The 16,808-nt window shown below is 51.4% G+C and carries 19 protein-coding genes; 5 read left to right on the top strand and 14 right to left on the bottom strand.

Annotated elements, in window-relative coordinates; translation table 11 throughout:
* Nucleotides 1-29: 29 nt before the first annotated feature.
* The 10 genes from hypA to yghX all read right to left on the bottom strand — a co-directional run bounded on the left by hypA (nt 30) and on the right by yghX (nt 9,618).
* Entirely contained in the window at nt 30-371 is a 342-nt protein-coding gene (hypA, locus tag OGY10_RS16250; protein WP_003828349.1) for a hydrogenase maturation nickel metallochaperone HypA, read from the bottom strand.
* Nucleotides 364-852 (bottom strand): hydrogenase-2 assembly chaperone, encoded by a 489-nt coding sequence (gene hybE / locus OGY10_RS16245; RefSeq protein ID WP_008785804.1) that lies wholly within the window; start codon nt 850-852, stop codon nt 364-366. Before hybE ends, hypA begins: the two co-directional genes overlap by 8 nt.
* Nucleotides 845-1,339 (bottom strand): HyaD/HybD family hydrogenase maturation endopeptidase, encoded by a 495-nt coding sequence (locus OGY10_RS16240; RefSeq protein ID WP_008785805.1) that lies wholly within the window; start codon nt 1,337-1,339, stop codon nt 845-847. Before OGY10_RS16240 ends, hybE begins: the two co-directional genes overlap by 8 nt.
* Complete coding sequence (gene hybC, locus OGY10_RS16235; RefSeq protein ID WP_003828353.1) at nt 1,339-3,042, bottom strand: hydrogenase 2 large subunit; 1,704 nt, start codon at nt 3,040-3,042, stop codon at nt 1,339-1,341. The genes OGY10_RS16240 and hybC overlap by 1 nt, the downstream gene beginning before the upstream one ends.
* Nucleotides 3,039-4,217, bottom strand: a complete 1,179-nt coding sequence (gene hybB / locus OGY10_RS16230; protein ID WP_003828354.1) for a Ni/Fe-hydrogenase cytochrome b subunit — start codon at nt 4,215-4,217, stop codon at nt 3,039-3,041. The genes hybC and hybB overlap by 4 nt, the downstream gene beginning before the upstream one ends.
* Nucleotides 4,207-5,193 (bottom strand): hydrogenase 2 operon protein HybA, encoded by a 987-nt coding sequence (hybA, locus tag OGY10_RS16225; RefSeq protein WP_003828357.1) that lies wholly within the window; start codon nt 5,191-5,193, stop codon nt 4,207-4,209. Before hybA ends, hybB begins: the two co-directional genes overlap by 11 nt.
* Before the next feature lie 2 nt (nt 5,194-5,195).
* Entirely contained in the window at nt 5,196-6,314 is a 1,119-nt protein-coding gene (gene hybO, locus OGY10_RS16220) for a hydrogenase 2 small subunit (protein ID WP_003024486.1), read from the bottom strand.
* Between the two features lie 188 nt (nt 6,315-6,502).
* A complete protein-coding gene (locus tag OGY10_RS16215) occupies nt 6,503-6,790 on the bottom strand; it encodes a DUF2623 family protein (protein ID WP_003024490.1) in 288 nt (95 codons plus the stop codon).
* Nucleotides 6,791-6,874: 84 nt separating this feature from the next.
* Nucleotides 6,875-8,515, bottom strand: coding sequence for a methyl-accepting chemotaxis protein (locus tag OGY10_RS16210; protein ID WP_191226768.1), 1,641 nt, complete (start codon nt 8,513-8,515; stop codon nt 6,875-6,877).
* 215 nt (nt 8,516-8,730) lie between these two features.
* Nucleotides 8,731-9,618: a YghX family hydrolase gene (gene yghX / locus OGY10_RS16205; protein ID WP_111464937.1), complete on the bottom strand. Its 888-nt coding sequence runs from the start codon at nt 9,616-9,618 to the stop codon at nt 8,731-8,733.
* 155 nt (nt 9,619-9,773) lie between these two features.
* On the opposite strand from yghX, the gene OGY10_RS16200 reads away from it, so the two are divergent.
* On the top strand, nt 9,774-10,814 hold the full coding sequence (locus tag OGY10_RS16200; RefSeq protein WP_048215540.1) for an aldo/keto reductase: 1,041 nt from the start codon (nt 9,774-9,776) through the stop codon (nt 10,812-10,814).
* Between the two features lie 68 nt (nt 10,815-10,882).
* Here the strand turns inward: OGY10_RS16200 and OGY10_RS16195 are convergent, their stop codons facing one another.
* Entirely contained in the window at nt 10,883-11,386 is a 504-nt protein-coding gene (locus OGY10_RS16195; protein ID WP_008785809.1) for an ESA_00282 family adhesion-associated protein, read from the bottom strand.
* A 104-nt stretch (nt 11,387-11,490) separates the two neighbouring features.
* On the opposite strand from OGY10_RS16195, the gene OGY10_RS16190 reads away from it, so the two are divergent.
* Both OGY10_RS16190 and OGY10_RS16185 read left to right on the top strand, forming a co-directional pair.
* Nucleotides 11,491-11,895 (top strand): hypothetical protein, encoded by a 405-nt coding sequence (locus OGY10_RS16190; protein WP_008785810.1) that lies wholly within the window; start codon nt 11,491-11,493, stop codon nt 11,893-11,895.
* A gap of 1 nt (nt 11,896) precedes the next feature.
* Complete coding sequence (locus OGY10_RS16185) at nt 11,897-12,304, top strand: hypothetical protein (protein ID WP_008785811.1); 408 nt, start codon at nt 11,897-11,899, stop codon at nt 12,302-12,304.
* A gap of 77 nt (nt 12,305-12,381) precedes the next feature.
* Here the strand turns inward: OGY10_RS16185 and exbD are convergent, their stop codons facing one another.
* Together exbD and exbB are read right to left on the bottom strand one after the other, a co-directional pair.
* Entirely contained in the window at nt 12,382-12,807 is a 426-nt protein-coding gene (exbD, locus tag OGY10_RS16180) for a TonB system transport protein ExbD (protein WP_008785812.1), read from the bottom strand.
* A 6-nt stretch (nt 12,808-12,813) separates the two neighbouring features.
* Nucleotides 12,814-13,548, bottom strand: coding sequence for a tol-pal system-associated acyl-CoA thioesterase (gene exbB / locus OGY10_RS16175; protein WP_003024507.1), 735 nt, complete (start codon nt 13,546-13,548; stop codon nt 12,814-12,816).
* 250 nt (nt 13,549-13,798) lie between these two features.
* On the opposite strand from exbB, the gene metC reads away from it, so the two are divergent.
* A complete protein-coding gene (gene metC / locus OGY10_RS16170; RefSeq protein ID WP_008785813.1) occupies nt 13,799-14,986 on the top strand; it encodes a cystathionine beta-lyase in 1,188 nt (395 codons plus the stop codon).
* A 131-nt stretch (nt 14,987-15,117) separates the two neighbouring features.
* A complete protein-coding gene (gene yghB / locus OGY10_RS16165; protein WP_003024510.1) occupies nt 15,118-15,777 on the top strand; it encodes a DedA family general envelope maintenance protein YghB in 660 nt (219 codons plus the stop codon).
* Between the two features lie 70 nt (nt 15,778-15,847).
* Here the strand turns inward: yghB and OGY10_RS16160 are convergent, their stop codons facing one another.
* Nucleotides 15,848-16,747, bottom strand: coding sequence for an AraC family transcriptional regulator (locus tag OGY10_RS16160; RefSeq protein ID WP_071445531.1), 900 nt, complete (start codon nt 16,745-16,747; stop codon nt 15,848-15,850).
* Nucleotides 16,748-16,808: the final 61 nt, after the last annotated feature.

Here is a 16,808-nt window from a genome sequence, read left to right as displayed (position 1 = left end):
TCTGACTCCGCCCCATAGCAACCTATGGGTTATTCGACTTCAATACTTTTCACTTTCAGTGAATCGCCTGCATCAACCCGCAGACGATCGCCCTGACATAGTGGACACTGCGCATCATGCTGGGTGATTTCCACAACCTGACTGCAATCCCAGCACCATGCCTGGGCTGGTTTGTAATCAATATGCAGCTCACACCCTTGCGCCAGCGTGCCCTGACAGACGATGTCGAAGCTGAAACGGACGGCGCTCTCTTCAACGCACGAGAGCGCTCCGATTTCCAGCCAAACACCGGTTACACGTTTGACACCGTGCTGCTCTGCCTGCTGTTGAACAATCTCAACCGCGCTCTGACAAAGGGACAGCTCATGCATTTTCGCAGTTCCGACGACCCAGCAGCAGCGCGCGGCGATTTAGCTGCGGCGCATTCGGATCGCTCACCGGCAGCGATAACAGCATGCGCGCGCAATCGTCAGTCAGACGCACACCTTCTTGCGCCGACATACTGTGCGAAAGCGGCGACATCAGTGAACAGGAAAGGTATTGCGATACGCCCTCCAGTTCACCAACGGTAAAGGTCATCTCGCCATACGGCAGACGCAACCCGATTTTTTCACTGACTTTACGCACCGGCCAGATCTGGTCCGGTCCGGGGAAAATCAGTGCGCTGAGCATCCAGGGTGTGATAACACACCCCGTCCACTGTCCTTCAAACAGCGTAAAATCAGAGACATATACCGGCATATTCGGATGCAAGAACGAGAGGTCGTGCATCGAACGCCGGGCAACCTCTTCAAACGCTGCCTGAATCTGCGTCTTCGGGGCCGTCTGAAAACCGACAAACTCCTCAGACATGAGCCGCCTCCCGAGGGATCGCTTCAACGCCTGATTCGCGAAGCGCGGCAAGAATCTGCTCCAGCGCAGGTTCAATCATCGCTTCAACCGTTGGCGTTAGCCCGATATGCGGTTCCAACGATTCCGGAATAACGCCGACTAAGGTCAGCTTTTTCGGAAACTCGCCGGTAAAACGCAGGGCCGACAATACGTCGGCCAGGCCAAGCTGGTGCGGTGAGATTTTGTTGGTAAACAGCGCCGGGATCTCTTCATCCCGCAGGACCATCATCGTTCCTGGCGTGTTTTTCTTCGACACAATGGCGTCAGCAATGATCAGATGATCTCTGTTCGCCATATCGCCGAGAAGCTCCATCCCAGCCGTACCACCGTCCAGAACATCAACAAAGTCTGGCAGGATGTACCGTTGCTCTAATGCCTCAACGATACGTACCCCGATGGCTTCGTCGGTCAGCAAAATATTGCCGACCCCTAAGACTAATATCCGCATTACAGAACCTTAACTGAGACCACTTCGTTCCCGTCAACGTCCACCACATGCACCGCACATGACATACAAGGGTCGAAGGAGTGAATGGTACGAACCACTTCCAGCGGTTTGTTTGGATCGGCAATCGGCGTACCTACCAGCGAGCGCTCATACGGCCCCACTTCATCATTAAAGTTACGTGGGCCAGAGTTCCAGGTTGACGGTACAACCGCCTGGTAGTTGCTGATAATGCCGTCTTTAATCACCATCCAGTGAGACAGCATACCGCGTGGCGCTTCGAGGAAACCAACACCTTTGAATTCGCCTGTTGCCGGAATATCCGGTTTCACGAAGGTGGTGTGGTCGCCTTTACCGATGTTCACAATCAGCGCATTGTACTGATCCTGCAGAACGTTCTGCAGTTCACAGCAGTGAACGGTACGGCCAATAATACGGCCCAGCGTAGAGTGCAACTGCGACACTTCGATAGTTTTACCGGTCAGCTTGGTGTAAATAGCGATGATTTCATTCAGCTTGGCATGGGTAGACTCGCGTTTGGCCGCCAGTTTACACAGCATGTTGGCCAGCGGACCCACTTCAACCGTTTTGCCGTAGAAGGTCGGCGCTTTAACCCAGGAGTATTTGCCGTCATCTGACCAACCGGTGTAATCAGGAACCGTTGTGCCTTCCCACGGAGCCTGCGGCGCTTCGTCTTTGTACCACGCGTGTTTCGCACTCTCCTGAATTCCTTTGATCAGGTACTCATCGGAGTGAGAGGTGATCGGACGATAGGTCGACAGATCAGCATCGGTGATATAACCGCCCGGGAACAGGAAGCTACCGTTTTTACCGTCTGTCGGGAATTCCGGCGCACTCAGATAGTTAACCGCACCCTGACCACGTTCCAGCCACTCAGGATAGAACGCAGCAATAACCGCAGTATCAACCTTGTACACCTGCTCAACGAAGTCGCTCAGCTTATCGATGAAGGACTTGATGTACATCAGGCGTTCAAGGTTCAGCACGCCGAGACCGTCAAGGTTAATTGGGTTAGCAACCCCACCTACCGCCAGGTTCTGGATGTGCGGCGTTTTACCGCCCAACAGTGCCACAACGCGGTTGGCATCACGCTGGCATTCCAGCGCTTGCAGGTAGTGTGCGACCGCAATCAGGTTCACTTCCGGCGGCAGTTGCATTGCCGGGTGACCCCAGCAACCGTTAGCAAAAATGCCTAACTGACCGCTGGCAACAAGATCTTTGATCTTGTTCTGAACCTTGGTGAACTCTTCTGCGCTGTTCAGGTGCCAGGAGGACACGCCGTTCAGCATGGCAGACGCTTTCGCTGGGTCAGCTTTCAGGGCAGAGGTGATATCCACCCAGTCCAGCGCAGACAGCTGATAGAAGTGAACAATGTGGTCATGCGTGGTGTGCGCGGCCAGAATGATGTTACGGATATACTGTGCGTTCACCGGAACATCAATATTCAGCGCGCTTTCTGCTGCACGAACGGAAGAGATAGCGTGAGTGGTAGTACAAACGCCACAGATACGCTGCACAATCATCCAGGCATCGCGCGGATCGCGGTTTTTCACGATCTCTTCCATGCCGCGCCACATGGTACCGGAAGCCCATGCTTTAGATACCACGCCATTTTCGATTTCGCAGTCGATGCGTAAATGACCCTCAATACGGGTTACCGGATCAATAGTAATTCTCTGGCTCATGCTTTGCTCGCCTCATGACGATTTTGATCGTTTTGTTTTAAAGGAGGAAGTATCGGCAGTAGACGAATGAGTACGATGTATGCACAAATCTCAATAGCCACAAAACCAATAGAAATCAACAGCTCTTCCCAGGTCGGGAAGTAGTGGTAGCCACCACCAGGATTGAACGCCACCAGCGAATAGGACAGACGCCATGTTGCACAACCCAGCAATGCGCTCAGCGCAGACAGATACAGCATGCGCGAGTCATTACGCAGCTTAGTGACGCGCAGCACCACCAGCGGGAAGACCATCAGCACGACTTCAAGCCAGAACATCAGGGAGTAAAGATCGCCTGAGAACGCATAGGACAGCTTGTCGCGATAGATCAGTTCGCCAAAGCGCAGAACGACGAAAATAGCCAGCAGCACGCTGATGGTATTCGTCAGCTTGATGAACAAACTTTTCTCGTCCGGACCGTTACCTTTCAGACCGGCTTGTACCAACGAGCCTTCAAAGATGACGATCGAGAAGCCCATAATAAAGGCGGTTAATACCGAGAAAAGCGGCAGCATTTCATAAGCTTGCCATAGTGGATGCACCTTATAACCCGCAGAAATCATCAATGAACCCATTGAAGACTGGTGCATGGTTGGCAGCAGCGCGCCGAGGGCAATAATAAAGAACATCACTTTATTCAAACGTTTGAGGGAAACTTTCCACCCCAGACGTTCAAACAGAGCCGGAGCAAATTCCAGCGCCATGATGCCGATATAGATGGTCATACAGACCGCCGTTTCGAACAGTACCGAGTTCACGTTGAAGTGGCCCGGAATGTAGAAATACGGCAGGTTCCAGTAACGACCGACGTCAATGGTGATCGACAGACCACCCAGCGAGTAGCCAAACAGGCTCGCCAGCAGCGCCGGACGAACCAACGGATGGTATTGGCCTCTGTTGAAAACATACACCGCCCACGCCAGCGCCCAACCACCGCACGCGAAGCCAGTACCAATCAACAGGTCAAACGCGATCCATACACCCCATGGGAAACCGCCGTTCAGATCGGAGACTGAGCCCAGTCCGAAGACCAGACGTTTCACGATCAGGAGCATACACAGGACGATAAGCGGCCCAAAAATAATGACCGGTTTGCTGATTATTTTTCCGCCCAGCGGTTTAGGATCATGACTCATGATCGTCTCCTCCATCGTGATGGTCGTTTTTCGTGTTACGACGAACCAGCACGGTTAAGCCCGCCAGCGCAGCCAGGGGTAATATCATGCCCTTGTACAGGGAATGTTGAACATGTTCGGAACGCGCACCAGTTGAAAGATCATCCAGCTTCGGCAGATCCAAATCCTCGTAAGGAACACCCGTCAGTACCATAACCTGCGTACCACCGCCTTCTTTCTCACCGTACAGGTGCGGGTAGTACTTCGGTACCGTATGCAGATAGGTATCGCCTGCTTTCACCGTCTGACGCGGATAGTGGTATTCGCTACCAGGCTTCAGCGCGAGACGTTTTTTCGCCTCAGCCATCAGCTCTTCACGCGTACCAAAAATCACCGCACCGGCTGGGCACACTTCAACACAACCCGGTAAACCACCTTTGTCCAGACGCTCAACGCCTTTCTGGTTACACAGTTCACATTTGTGAAGTGCACCAAACGGGTTGTTGTAGTCGTACTTAGGCACGTTGTACGGGCAGGCGACCATGCAGTAACGACAGCCCGTGCAGACATCTTTGTCATAATGGACGATGCCGGTTTTCGGATCTTTCTTCAGCGCGGAGACCGGGCAAACGGAAACGCAGTTCGGATCAACACAGTGCATGCACTGTTTCTTGATGTATGCATAACCATTTTCTTCCTGGTCTTTGTTAACGCCTGTTCCGCTACGCCACACCTGAATGATGTTATTGGTATACGGCGACAGTTTGTCGTTGTTCGACCATGTTTGCTCGCCTTCCGGGTTACGCGCCGGGAAGTTGATATCCTGACACTTGGTTACACAGGCCTGGCAGCCTACGCACAGCGTCGAGTCATAGAGCATCCCAAGAGAACCTGGGATCGGCGGACGGTTTTCTGCAGCCGCATGGCTGATGGACGGCGCTGCGCCCAACAGCAATGCCCCGCTGGAGGCTGCTTTAATAAAGTTACGTCTGTTCACGGTTATTCTCCCCGTGAGTCAGCGTTATCTTTCTTCTGCTGACGCCCCAGTTCACGAACCGCCATCACGCTGACACCGGCAACCAGTCCTACTACGCCACCCAGCAGTCCAATCGCTCCGGCAGAAACATTGCCGCCTTCTTTCATGTTGACGTCAGGTTTCTCGGAACGCGGCGTTTGGTTTTCCACGTGAGCAAGCTGGTGAATACCTTTATGGAAGCCGACGCCTTCTTCGTTACAGCCGTAGCAAGGGTGACCGATAGCCACCGGCCACACGCCGCCCACATCGCAGAATTGCAGCGTTGAGCAGTTGCCGTAGGTTTCTGGTCCTTTACAGCCCAGATGGTAGAGGCACCAACCTTCGCGGTGGCCTTCATCACCAAACTCTTTAGCAAAACGACCAGCATCGAAGTGCGGGCGACGTTCGCAGTGTTCGTGAATCAAACGGCCATAGGCGAATGTCGGACGGTTTTTGGTATCCAGCTTCGGCGGCTTACCATAAGTGATGATATGCGCGACCGTTGCGAGGAAGTTATGCGGGTTCGGCGGACAGCCGGGAATGTTGATGATGGTTTTGCCTGGCAGAACTTCTTGCAGGCCGACGGCACCCGTTGGGTTAACGCCAGCGGCAGCAACACCACCCCACGCGGCGCAAGAGCCGATGGCAATGATAGCGGCTGCGCCTTCTGCGGCCCGGCGGATGTGATCCACGATCGGCTCACCGGCAACCATGCAGTAAATACCATTATCTTTCAGTGGGATAGAACCATCTACTACCAGAACATATTGCCCTTTGTACTTCTCCAGAGCGTTATGTTTGTTCTCTTCAACCTGATGGCCGAAGGCGGCAGAGAGCACCTCATGGTATTCCAGAGAGATTGTCTCCAGAACGAGGTTTTCCACTGTAGGGTGTGTCGCGCGAAGCAGCGATTCAGTACAACCCGTACACTCCTGAGCACCAATCCAGATAACCGGTGGGCGCTGAGGACGAGAAACTGATTCGGCCATTTCTGCGGCGGCTTTGCTACTGAGCCCCATGGTAGCGGCCAGTGCTGCACAAAGCTTCATGAAATCACGGCGATTAATGCCGCTCGAATTGATGAGAGAGTTATCTCCAGTCATTTTATAGTTATTCCGTTGCGAAGACCTGGCTTTTATTTTGCACCATTCGCATGTTGCATATTGCGATCGGCGCGCCATTACCACACTTTTTATATGGTTATGTGCATTATAATACTTCGGCGGAGCAACAAAACGAAGGCGTAGGTCAATAGTGTAATTAATTAAAGCAAGATAATACCCCTTTCGGATCAAGCTTCGAGTCGATAGCCAGCCATGAAAAACCGAATTGTTGTACTGGACTGGTTCTCTTTAAAGAAATCCATCACCATCTCTTTATCCAGCCCATAACGGCGCGTCAGGATCCCCGCTTCCCACGCGCTGAGCTGTCGATCGCCCGTTTTTTCAAACATTCGATGTGAAAATCCCAGCACAAAACCACGCTTATAATCCGCACAAAAATTCGCCACTGAGCGTGCACTGTCCGCACTTGAGGCGTTTAATCCGGCCATCAGACCTTTACCAAAATGGTTGTCCATGCATAACCTCCAATCGCTATATAATAAATTATATAGCGATTTTTTAAGCAAAGACCAGAGGTATCACGAACTTTTTATAACGGCTTAAAAGGACACCCACTCATCCGTTTTAGCGGCCGCAGACGTTTTGCTGTCTGCTGAAGAGGAAGTGGTTTGGCTGGCTGCGTATTGCACATCATTAGCGGAAAGGCGGAACTGTTGCACCGAGCGTTGCAGCTCCTCTGTTTGTCGTTCCAGCGCCACTGCCGCGGCGGAAACTTGTTCTACCAGCGCAGCATTCTGTTGCGTTACGCTGTCCATCTGCGTGATCGCCACGCTCACCTGCGAGATACCCTTATTCTGTTCTTCCGAGGCAGAGGCAATTTGCTTCATGATGACAGTCACTTCGGTGGCGCCGCGCAGAATCGCCTCCATGGTTAATCCTGTTTCTTTAACCAGACGAGCGCCCTGATCAACACGACGCGATGACTCGCCAATCAGCGTCTCAATCTCTTTCGCCGCCCCGGCGCTGCGACTGGCAAGGTTGCGTACTTCACCGGCGACGACGGCAAAACCGCGCCCCTGCTCGCCTGCCCTGGCTGCTTCAACCGCCGCGTTCAGCGCCAGAATGTTGGTCTGGAAAGCAATGCTATTAATAACTGACGTGATTTCCGCGATCTGTTTAGAGCTGGCGGCAATGCCGTCCATCGTCTCAACCACTTCCGAAACCAGCGTGCTCCCTTTGCCTGCCGTTTCTGTGGCCGTATCGGCAAGCTGGCTAGCTTCACGCGCATTTTCTGCGTTCAGTTTTACCGTTGCGGTCAGTTGCTCCATGCTGGCAGCGGTCTCTTCCAGAGCCGCAGCCTGCTCTTCAGTACGTGAGGAGAGATCGTTGTTCCCGGTGGAAATTTCCGTCGCCCCTCGCCAGATGTTGTCACTACCTGAACGGATGGTACTGACGGCTTCACGCAGGCTATCCTGCATCGCGCACAATAACGGCACCAGTTGACCCACACAGTTACGACCAAAATCTTCGATGGGATGGCTAAGATCGCCCTGCGCAATCTGCTGGAACTGTTGGCGAATACGTCCCAGCGGTTTCACCATCATGGAAACAAGGTAGCGGTCGGTAAAGAAAAGGAGGGCAATCCCAAGAATAACGGCGGTGATAATTAGCGTCCGGATGATAGAGGTTTTGCCATCGACCATCACGCGGGTGGTATCGAGTCGCTCACCTGCCGTGGCGTTAAAACGCTCGGCACTGGCGCCAAATTCACGGCTCAACGCGGGTGTAATAGTGCTGGCATGCTCCGCAAAGGCCGTAAGCGTGCCCTGCTGCGCCAGTTGCATTTGCGGGATCACGCCGTTGTCCAGCAGCGCCTGCCACTTCGTCAGTACTGCGTTAGCGATGTCAGGATCCATTGGTCCCGGAGACAACGTTTTCATCTCCTGGAGTTTTTTGCTCATATTCTCCAGGGACTGTTGCGCTGGCGCAAAATCAGGCGTTCCGCCACTCATTTTGACATCCATGGCGCGACTTAAGCGCGTTACGAAGCGAAAGTACTGATCGTTACCCTGACTGAGAACCGTCATCTGATGGACAAGATGACGGTCAATATCATTGCCTTCAGATATTTTTGATAACGAATGAAGACTGAATAAACCCACGCCCGACCAGAGCAGGCAAAAAAGTCCCAGTATTGCCAACATGACAATACGAATAGTGAAGTTTTTCAGCAAACGCATAATAATTTCCTTGCCGTTGATGAGGAATTCGCCATCAGGCGATACTTATCCTTGTTATCGGCAGGCAGTAGAGAAGATATAATGCGTTCTTTATTTTTTTACTTTCTTAAGTACATCCACTATCTCTCCACACTATATCAATATGAATGCTAATGAAATTAGGTAGCATTATTATTCAGGTAATTAGTTATAAGCATTAAATAATCTATTGTTTTCTATCGCAAATATTTGTTAAACCACGCAAGAGTACGTTCCCAGGCTAAATCAGCGGCAGCTTTATCATAACGGGGGGTCGAATCGTTGTGAAAGCCATGATTAACACCGGGATAGATATAGGCTTCATAGACTTTCTTATTGGCCTTAAGCGCCGCTTCATAGGCAGGCCATCCCTCATTAATACGTGTGTCTAATTGCGCATAGTGCAGTAATAAAGGCGCGTTTATTTTAGGGACATCTGATGCAGGAACCTGCCGCCCATAAAAAGGCACCGCGCAGGCCAGTTCAGGGAAAGCCACAGCAGCGGCATTCGACACACCACCACCGTAGCAAAATCCGGTGATACCTACCTTTCCCGTCGTCCCTGAATAATGTTGCATAAATTCAATGGCGGCAAAAAAATCATTCATCAACTTTACGGGATCAACCTGCTGCTGCAATTCCCGACCTTTATCATCATTGCCAGGATATCCCCCTACCGAACTTAATCCATCCGGCGCAAGTGCCATAAAGCCCGCCTTCGCCACCCGTCTCGCCACATCTTCAATATACGGATTCAGCCCACGATTCTCATGCACTACCACCACAGCCGGAACATTCCCTGTCACCTTCGCAGGTTTAACTAAATATCCCCGCACATCACCATGCCCTTCAGGCGAAGGATAAGTAATATATTCCGCCAAAATATCGGGATCGGTAAATTCTACCTGCGTTGCGAGGGCATAATTGGGTTTCAATAAATTGAATAAAGCCAACGCCGTCATGCCACCCACTGCATATTTCGCTGCCAGATTGAGAAACTCGCGTTTCGTTATTTTGCCATGCGCGTAATAGTCATAGTAGTCGAGCAGTTCTTGCGGAAAATCTTTGGCAGTCAAACGCGGCATCGTCGCACTCCTGATTGGTGTTTTTTTAAGCAAAGCACAGTGACCTGTTTTTGCCCAGTTTTTCATCTCAGTGTGACCTGGTGAACGGGATATTCACCGTGAACCCGCTAGAATAGAAACGTTGTTTCGAAATTCACCTGCACTAAGGAGATCTCATGGCCTGGTTTGCCAATCCTGAACGTTACGAGCAGATGCTCTATCGCTACTGTGGGCGCAGCGGTTTGCGTTTACCCGCGCTATCGCTGGGTTTATGGCACAGTTTTGGGAACGTTCAGGCGCTGGATTCACAGCGCGCCCTGTTGCGTAAAGCGTTTGATTTAGGCATCACGCATTTTGATTTAGCCAATAACTATGGGCCGCCACCAGGCAGCGCAGAAGAGAATTTTGGCCGATTGCTGCGCGAGGATTTTGCACACTATCGCGATGAACTGATTATCTCCACCAAGGCAGGCTATGACATGTGGCCTGGGCCATACGGTTCTGGCGGTTCGCGCAAATACCTGCTCGCCAGCCTCGACCAGAGTCTGAAACGCATGGGTCTCGACTATGTCGATATCTTCTACTCTCACCGCGTTGACGAAAATACGCCAATGGAAGAGACCGCCTCGGCGCTGGCCCACGCCGTGCAAAGCGGTAAAGCGCTGTATGTCGGCATCTCATCCTATTCTCCGGAACGTACGCAGAAAATGGCCGAGTTGATGCGGGAATGGAAAATTCCATTGCTGATCCATCAGCCGTCTTACAACCTGCTTAACCGCTGGGTAGACAGCAGCGGCCTGCTGGATACGCTGGAATCCAACGGCATGGGCTGCATCGCATTTACGCCGCTGGCTCAGGGACTGCTGACGGGGAAATACCTTAACGGTATTCCGGAAGGTTCACGCATGCAGCGTGAAGGGAAAAAAGTTCGTGGGTTAACGGAAAACATGCTGACGGAAGAAAACCTTACCAGCCTGCGTTTGCTTAATGAGATGGCGCAACAGCGTGGACAGTCGATGGCACAAATGGCCTTAAGCTGGCTGCTAAAAGACAACAGGGTAACGTCGGTATTGATTGGCGCCAGTCGACCGGAGCAACTGGAAGAAAACGTTCAGGCGCTGGCGAATCTGACGTTCAGCGCCGAAGAACTGGCGCAGATCGATAAGCACGTCGCGGACGGTAAGCTGAACCTGTGGCAGGCCTCATCTGACAAATAGCCGTAGGTAATACCGTGCCGGGTAGCAACGTTGTTCTTCCCGGCACATAATACGGGCCAGCCAGCTCCTCACACCTCTTCTGCTTTGATTTCTGGGCGCTGATATTCAGGCCACACCAGCGCGACAAGTGCAGGGTAGGCTTCCAGGCTGAACTCCCTGAAGCACTGACGTAAGTTAAGCACGTCCAGATCGGCATGCGGGACTTTCTCGCCACTCAGACAGCGTTTTTTAATATTGTCGTAATATTTATACACTGCAGAGTTGAGATCGCTGCAACGCCGCTGTGCATCAAATAGCCCTGGCGTCTCATTCAGCTCCACCATTGTCATCCGTTTGATCGTCGAGTGGATAAAATCGATATATTCGTGATTGACGCGCCAATACCAAACAGGAGTAATCGAATTCATCAGTACCGAGAAATGATCTTCACCCTCTTCTTTACTCAGTATTTCCGGCTGGTTTTCAGCGTATCCATTTTCTGCATTACGGTTTTTATTTGCACTGCGCATCAACAAAAGTACCCCGCAGGTCAGCAATAGCAGGGTAATAACAGAATAAAATATACTGTTCATATACTGGCTCCATTTTTTTTGATTTTAAAATTACGCCATGCTATTGTCAACGCGGCATGGTTTATTTAAAACAACATATCATTGGCATCAAAGGATATTTCAACATGCTTCCCGAGCATCTTGTTCCCTCGCGTTTTCACTTATCCAGCTCACCTGACAATACCACCTCCACAGATAATAGTGAAAATTTGACTCAGGGGAAGATAACATTAAGCGATTACGAATCCGATATTTTGATTAGCTCTGCTGCTACCGGCCAGTCACGAAATATGCTATTTGAAGAGTGCGACCGCCATTTAAAAGAGCGCCTGTTTCGTGCAGCAAAAATTGAGTCATTCTCTCGTCTACTCAATTCACTACAGGCAGAAGGCGACATTAATGCACAAGAATTAAGTAAAATTTTGACTCAAAAAACAGCCATCATAAATGAACAGGGCAACAAAATTTGGCTTAATTTAATTACCCGTGAAACCAGCGACCCTATTTTTTATTCTCTGGAAGAGAAATAAAATGAAAGATGTTGAGGATAATAATGTTTATTTGGCTTTAGATAACCATAAAAGCGATGAGTTTGTCTTAAAGCAAAATTTAGCCGTGTTGATTGCCAATAAAAACGCGACACTGGAAAGCGTTGCTCAGGAGATAGTCTCTATTCCCGCTGCACTGGTGCGGATGAAATGGCAAAATCGCCGTGAAATTTACTCGCTACAGGCTAAAGAAGAGATCTACGGTGCCGCGATCGAAGCCATTATGGAGCAGCAACCAGAACTGCGGGACAAAATCATGGCCCGACTGGAAAGCACCTACCAGCATATACTCGCGCGGGAAACGGCCACCTTACGCCTGACGCGAAAGCTGTCTGAAGGGAACTACGAACCCACCAGGATAACCACGGTCGCGTTAGATGAGAACAGATAAGAACAAGTGTGCAAGGGAGTTGAATCAGGAGAGACACGCCGGGTAAGGCGGCAACCATTACCCGGCAATGATGAGGATTACTTCGCTTTCACAGTCTCTTCGCCAACCAGACCAATCTTCAGGAAGCCCGCCTGATGCAGCGTATCCATCACCTTCATCATGGTCTCATAATCAACGGTTTTATCTGCCCGGAAGAAAATCGTGGTGTCTTTCTTCCCGTCAGTTAACGCATTTAGCTCGTTAATCATGGTTTCATCCGTCACCTGATTGTTGCCAATAAACATACTCTTATCGGCTTTAACTGACAGGTAAACCGGTTTTTCCGGACGCGGCTGCGGCGTGCTGGTGGAGGCAGGGAGATTCACCTTCACATCTACGGTTGCCAACGGCGCGGCAACCATAAAGATGATCAATAAAACCAACATAACGTCGATAAACGGCGTCACGTTGATTTCATGCATTTCACCGTTATCGTCCAGGTTTTCATTAAAGCTCATTGCCATGGAACATTATCCTACACGTAATTTCTGCGCTGCACGTACCGGATGCGCGGATGCGCTTGCATTCAGGTCCAGATCGCGACTTTGCAGCAACAGCACCTGTGCCGCGACGTCGCCCAGCATCGCTTTATAGCTGCCAATCTGACGTGCGAAAATGTTGTAGATAACAACAGCTGGAATTGCTGCGACCAGACCGATTGCGGTCGCTAACAGCGCTTCTGCGATACCCGGCGCAACAACGGCGAGGTTGGTCGTTTGGGTTTGTGCAATCCCGATGAAGCTATTCATGATGCCCCATACGGTACCGAACAGACCGACGAATGGAGAGATAGCCCCGATGGTGGCCAGGTATCCGTTACCGCGGCCCATATGACGACCTACCGCCGCCACACGACGCTCCAGACGGAAGCCGGTACGCTCTTTAATGCCTTCGTTATCGTCGCTGCCTTCTGACAGTTCCAGCTCGTTCTGCGCTTCGTTAATCAACTGTGCGCCCAGGCTTTTGCCATCGAATCCTGCGGCAATTTCACTTGCCTGATCTAAAGAGCGGGCTTCCGCCAGCAGTTGCTGTTCACGCTTAAGGCGGCGTTTCTGAGTAAAGAACTCAAGGCTCTTACTAAAGAAGATAGCCCAGGTGACCACTGACGCCAAAATCAGCCCAATCATCACGCACTTAACCACGATATCGGCGTGCTGATACATACCCCAGACGGAAAGATCCGTCTGCATCAAATTATTACCCACTCTGTATCTCCAGGACGCAAATCACAAAATCTGAGCGTAATCATATCAAAACGACGTCGAATTGATAGTCGTTCTCATTACTATTTACATATTGCCGCACCTTTGGTTTCTTTTCCTTGCGCTTACGCAGTAAAAAAGTCACCAGAAGCATTTTGAGATTATTTTCTACTGTATGGCCGTTCTGCAGGATGCGTCATCTTTGATTCATGGTAGTTTAGACATCCAGACGTATAAAAACAGGTAAGACAACATGGCAGATAAGCAACTTGAAACCAAACTCGTTCACGCAGGACGCAGTAAAAAGTACACGCTGGGCTCGGTAAATAGCGTGATCCAGCGCGCTTCTTCGCTGGTTTTTGACACCGTAGAGGCTAAAAAACAGGCTACGCACAACCGGGCGAACGGTGCGCTTTTCTATGGGCGTCGCGGAACCCTGACGCATTTCTCTCTTCAGGAAGCGATGTGCGAACTGGAAGGTGGTGCGGGTTGCGCGCTGTTCCCCTGCGGTGCGGCGGCCGTTGCCAACACCATCCTTGCCTTTGTGGAGCAAGGGGATCATGTGCTGATGACCAACACAGCCTATGAACCCAGTCAGGATTTCTGTACCAAAATTCTCGGCAAGCTCGGCGTGTCCACCGGCTGGTTCGATCCGCTGGTTGGCGCCGATATCGTTAAGCACATACAGCCGAACACGAAAGTCGTATTTCTGGAATCTCCCGGCTCTGTCACTATGGAAGTGCATGATGTTACAGCTATTGTTGCCGCCGTCAGAAGCGTCGCGCCGGATGCAATCATCATGATTGATAACACCTGGGCTGCCGGGGTGCTGTTCAAAGCGTTGGATTTTGGCATTGATATCTCTATTCAGGCAGGCACCAAATATCTGATTGGTCATTCTGACGGCATGGTCGGCACGGCGGTATCTAATGCCCGCTGCTGGGATCAACTGCGCGAAAATGCCTATCTGATGGGGCAAATGCTGGACGCCGATACCGCCTATATGACCAGCCGTGGACTGCGTACGCTGAGCGTTCGCCTGCGTCAGCACCATGAAAGCAGCTTAAAGGTCGCCGAGTGGCTGGCCAGCCATCCGCAGGTCGCCCGCGTGAACCACCCGGCACTGCCCGGCAGTAAAGGGCATGAATTCTGGAAGCGTGATTTTACCGGCAGCAGCGGCCTGTTCTCCTTTGTATTGAATAAGAAGCTCAATAATGAGGAGCTTGCTGCGTATCTGGATCACTTCAGCCTGTTCAGCATGGCCTACTCCTGGGGCGGTTTTGAGTCGCTGATTCTCGCCAACCAGCCGGAACACATTGCGGCAATCCGTCCGCAAGGCGAGGTGGATTTCAGCGGAACGCTCATCCGTTTACATATCGGTTTAGAGAATGTTGACGATCTGATTGCCGATTTGGCCGCAGGATTTGCCCGAATCGAGTAAAATTGCCACAGATGGACATATATGCAGACACTTCTGGTGGAAAAGTCTGCAATTGTTGCGTCCGGGATCAAGGCATCCCGGGCAATTCAGGAGTACAATCCACACATAAATGCTGTTCCACAGGAAAGTCCATGGTAGTCATTCAAGATATTGTCTCCGCGCTCTGGCAACACGATTTTGCCGCACTGGCGGATCCGCACGTTGTGAGCGTGGTGTACTTCGTCATGTTCGCCACGCTGTTTTTAGAAAATGGCCTGCTGCCCGCCTCCTTTTTACCCGGAGACAGCCTGTTATTACTGGCAGGAGCGCTGATCGCTCAGGACGTGATGAGTTTTTTACCTACCATAGCTATTCTGACGGCCGCAGCCAGTCTGGGCTGCTGGCTGAGTTATATTCAGGGACGCTGGCTAGGCAACACGCGCACGGTGAAAGGCTGGCTGGCGCAATTACCGGAAAAATACCATCAGCGCGCCACCTGCATGTTTGACCAACACGGTCTGATGGCGCTGCTGGCAGGGCGTTTCCTGGCGTTCGTTCGCACCTTGCTGCCAACGATGGCGGGCATTTCAGGGCTTCCTAACCGTCGGTTCCAGTTTTTTAACTGGCTGAGTGGCCTGCTGTGGGTCACCGTCGTCACCAGTTTCGGCTATGCGCTGAGCATGATCCCGTTCGTTAAACGCCATGAAGATCAGGTGATGACCTTTCTAATGATCCTGCCGATTGCCCTGTTAACCGCAGGATTGTTGGGAACATTGTTCGTGGTGATTAAAAAAAAATACTGTAGCGCCTGAGTATTATCCGTAGCCGGGGTAATTCCCGGCATTATGCCTGATGGCGCGCGGTTTTAAGGCCTACAAGAAATCAACTCCCCTGCATCATACGAATTCTTGCCGCATCTTCCCCCGGCGTTACGCCAAAGAAACGTTTGAACTCCCGACTGAATTGCGATGCGCTCTCATAGCCAACGCGCATGGCAGCCGCACTGGCCTTCATTCCATCGTGAATCATCATCATCCGTGCTTTATGCAGGCGATAGCTCTTAAGATATTGCAGCGGCGACGTGCTGGTCACCGCTTTAAAATTATGATGAAACGCCGACACGCTCATGTTCGCCTCTGCCGCCAGCTGTTCTACATTGAGGTTTTCGGTGTACTTGGTTTCAATCCGCTTCAGCACCCGGCTTATCAAACTGAAATGCGTCTGGCGACTGACCAGAGCAAGTAACGCGCCGCCGCGCGGTCCGGTCAGCACATGGTAGAGGATCTCGCGAATAATCTGTTTCCCCAGGATGCGCGCATCCAGCGGTCGCTCCATCACATCCAGCAGGCGCTCAGCAGCGCAGAGAATTTCGTCAGAGAGCGTTGCAGAGTTAATCCCGCTGGCCGCCATGGCGGGCTGGAACAGCTCGTCTTCCCCAATGTCCATCAGCAGCTCCTGCAATTGCAGGATATCGACATTCAGATAAATACCGGCCAGAGGAACCTCCGGCGTCGCATAGGTTTCACATTCAAAGGGTAAAGGTACGGTTAGCAGCAGGTATTCGTTGGCGTCATAGCGAAATACGCGCTCATTGATGTAACCAATTTTATGTCCCGAAAAGAGAAATATGATGCCCGGCTGATACATGACCGGTGTACGCGCCGCCGGCTCCGTACCGTGTAGCAGGCGGACATCTGGCAGCAGTTCGTTAAGTCTATTTTCATTGCTTTTCAGCTGCTTAATTTTATCTGTCAGCAGAAGACAGATCTCATCACGGTTCATGGGGCACCATTTCATCATCGGTTTTCGACCCTGACATAATGCGCAGATTTATCCGTTTTCT

It is taken from the genome of Citrobacter sp. Cpo148, from assembly GCF_030332375.1.
Classification (GTDB): domain Bacteria; phylum Pseudomonadota; class Gammaproteobacteria; order Enterobacterales; family Enterobacteriaceae; genus Citrobacter; species Citrobacter portucalensis.
This window is presented reverse-complemented; position numbering and strand designations above follow the sequence as displayed.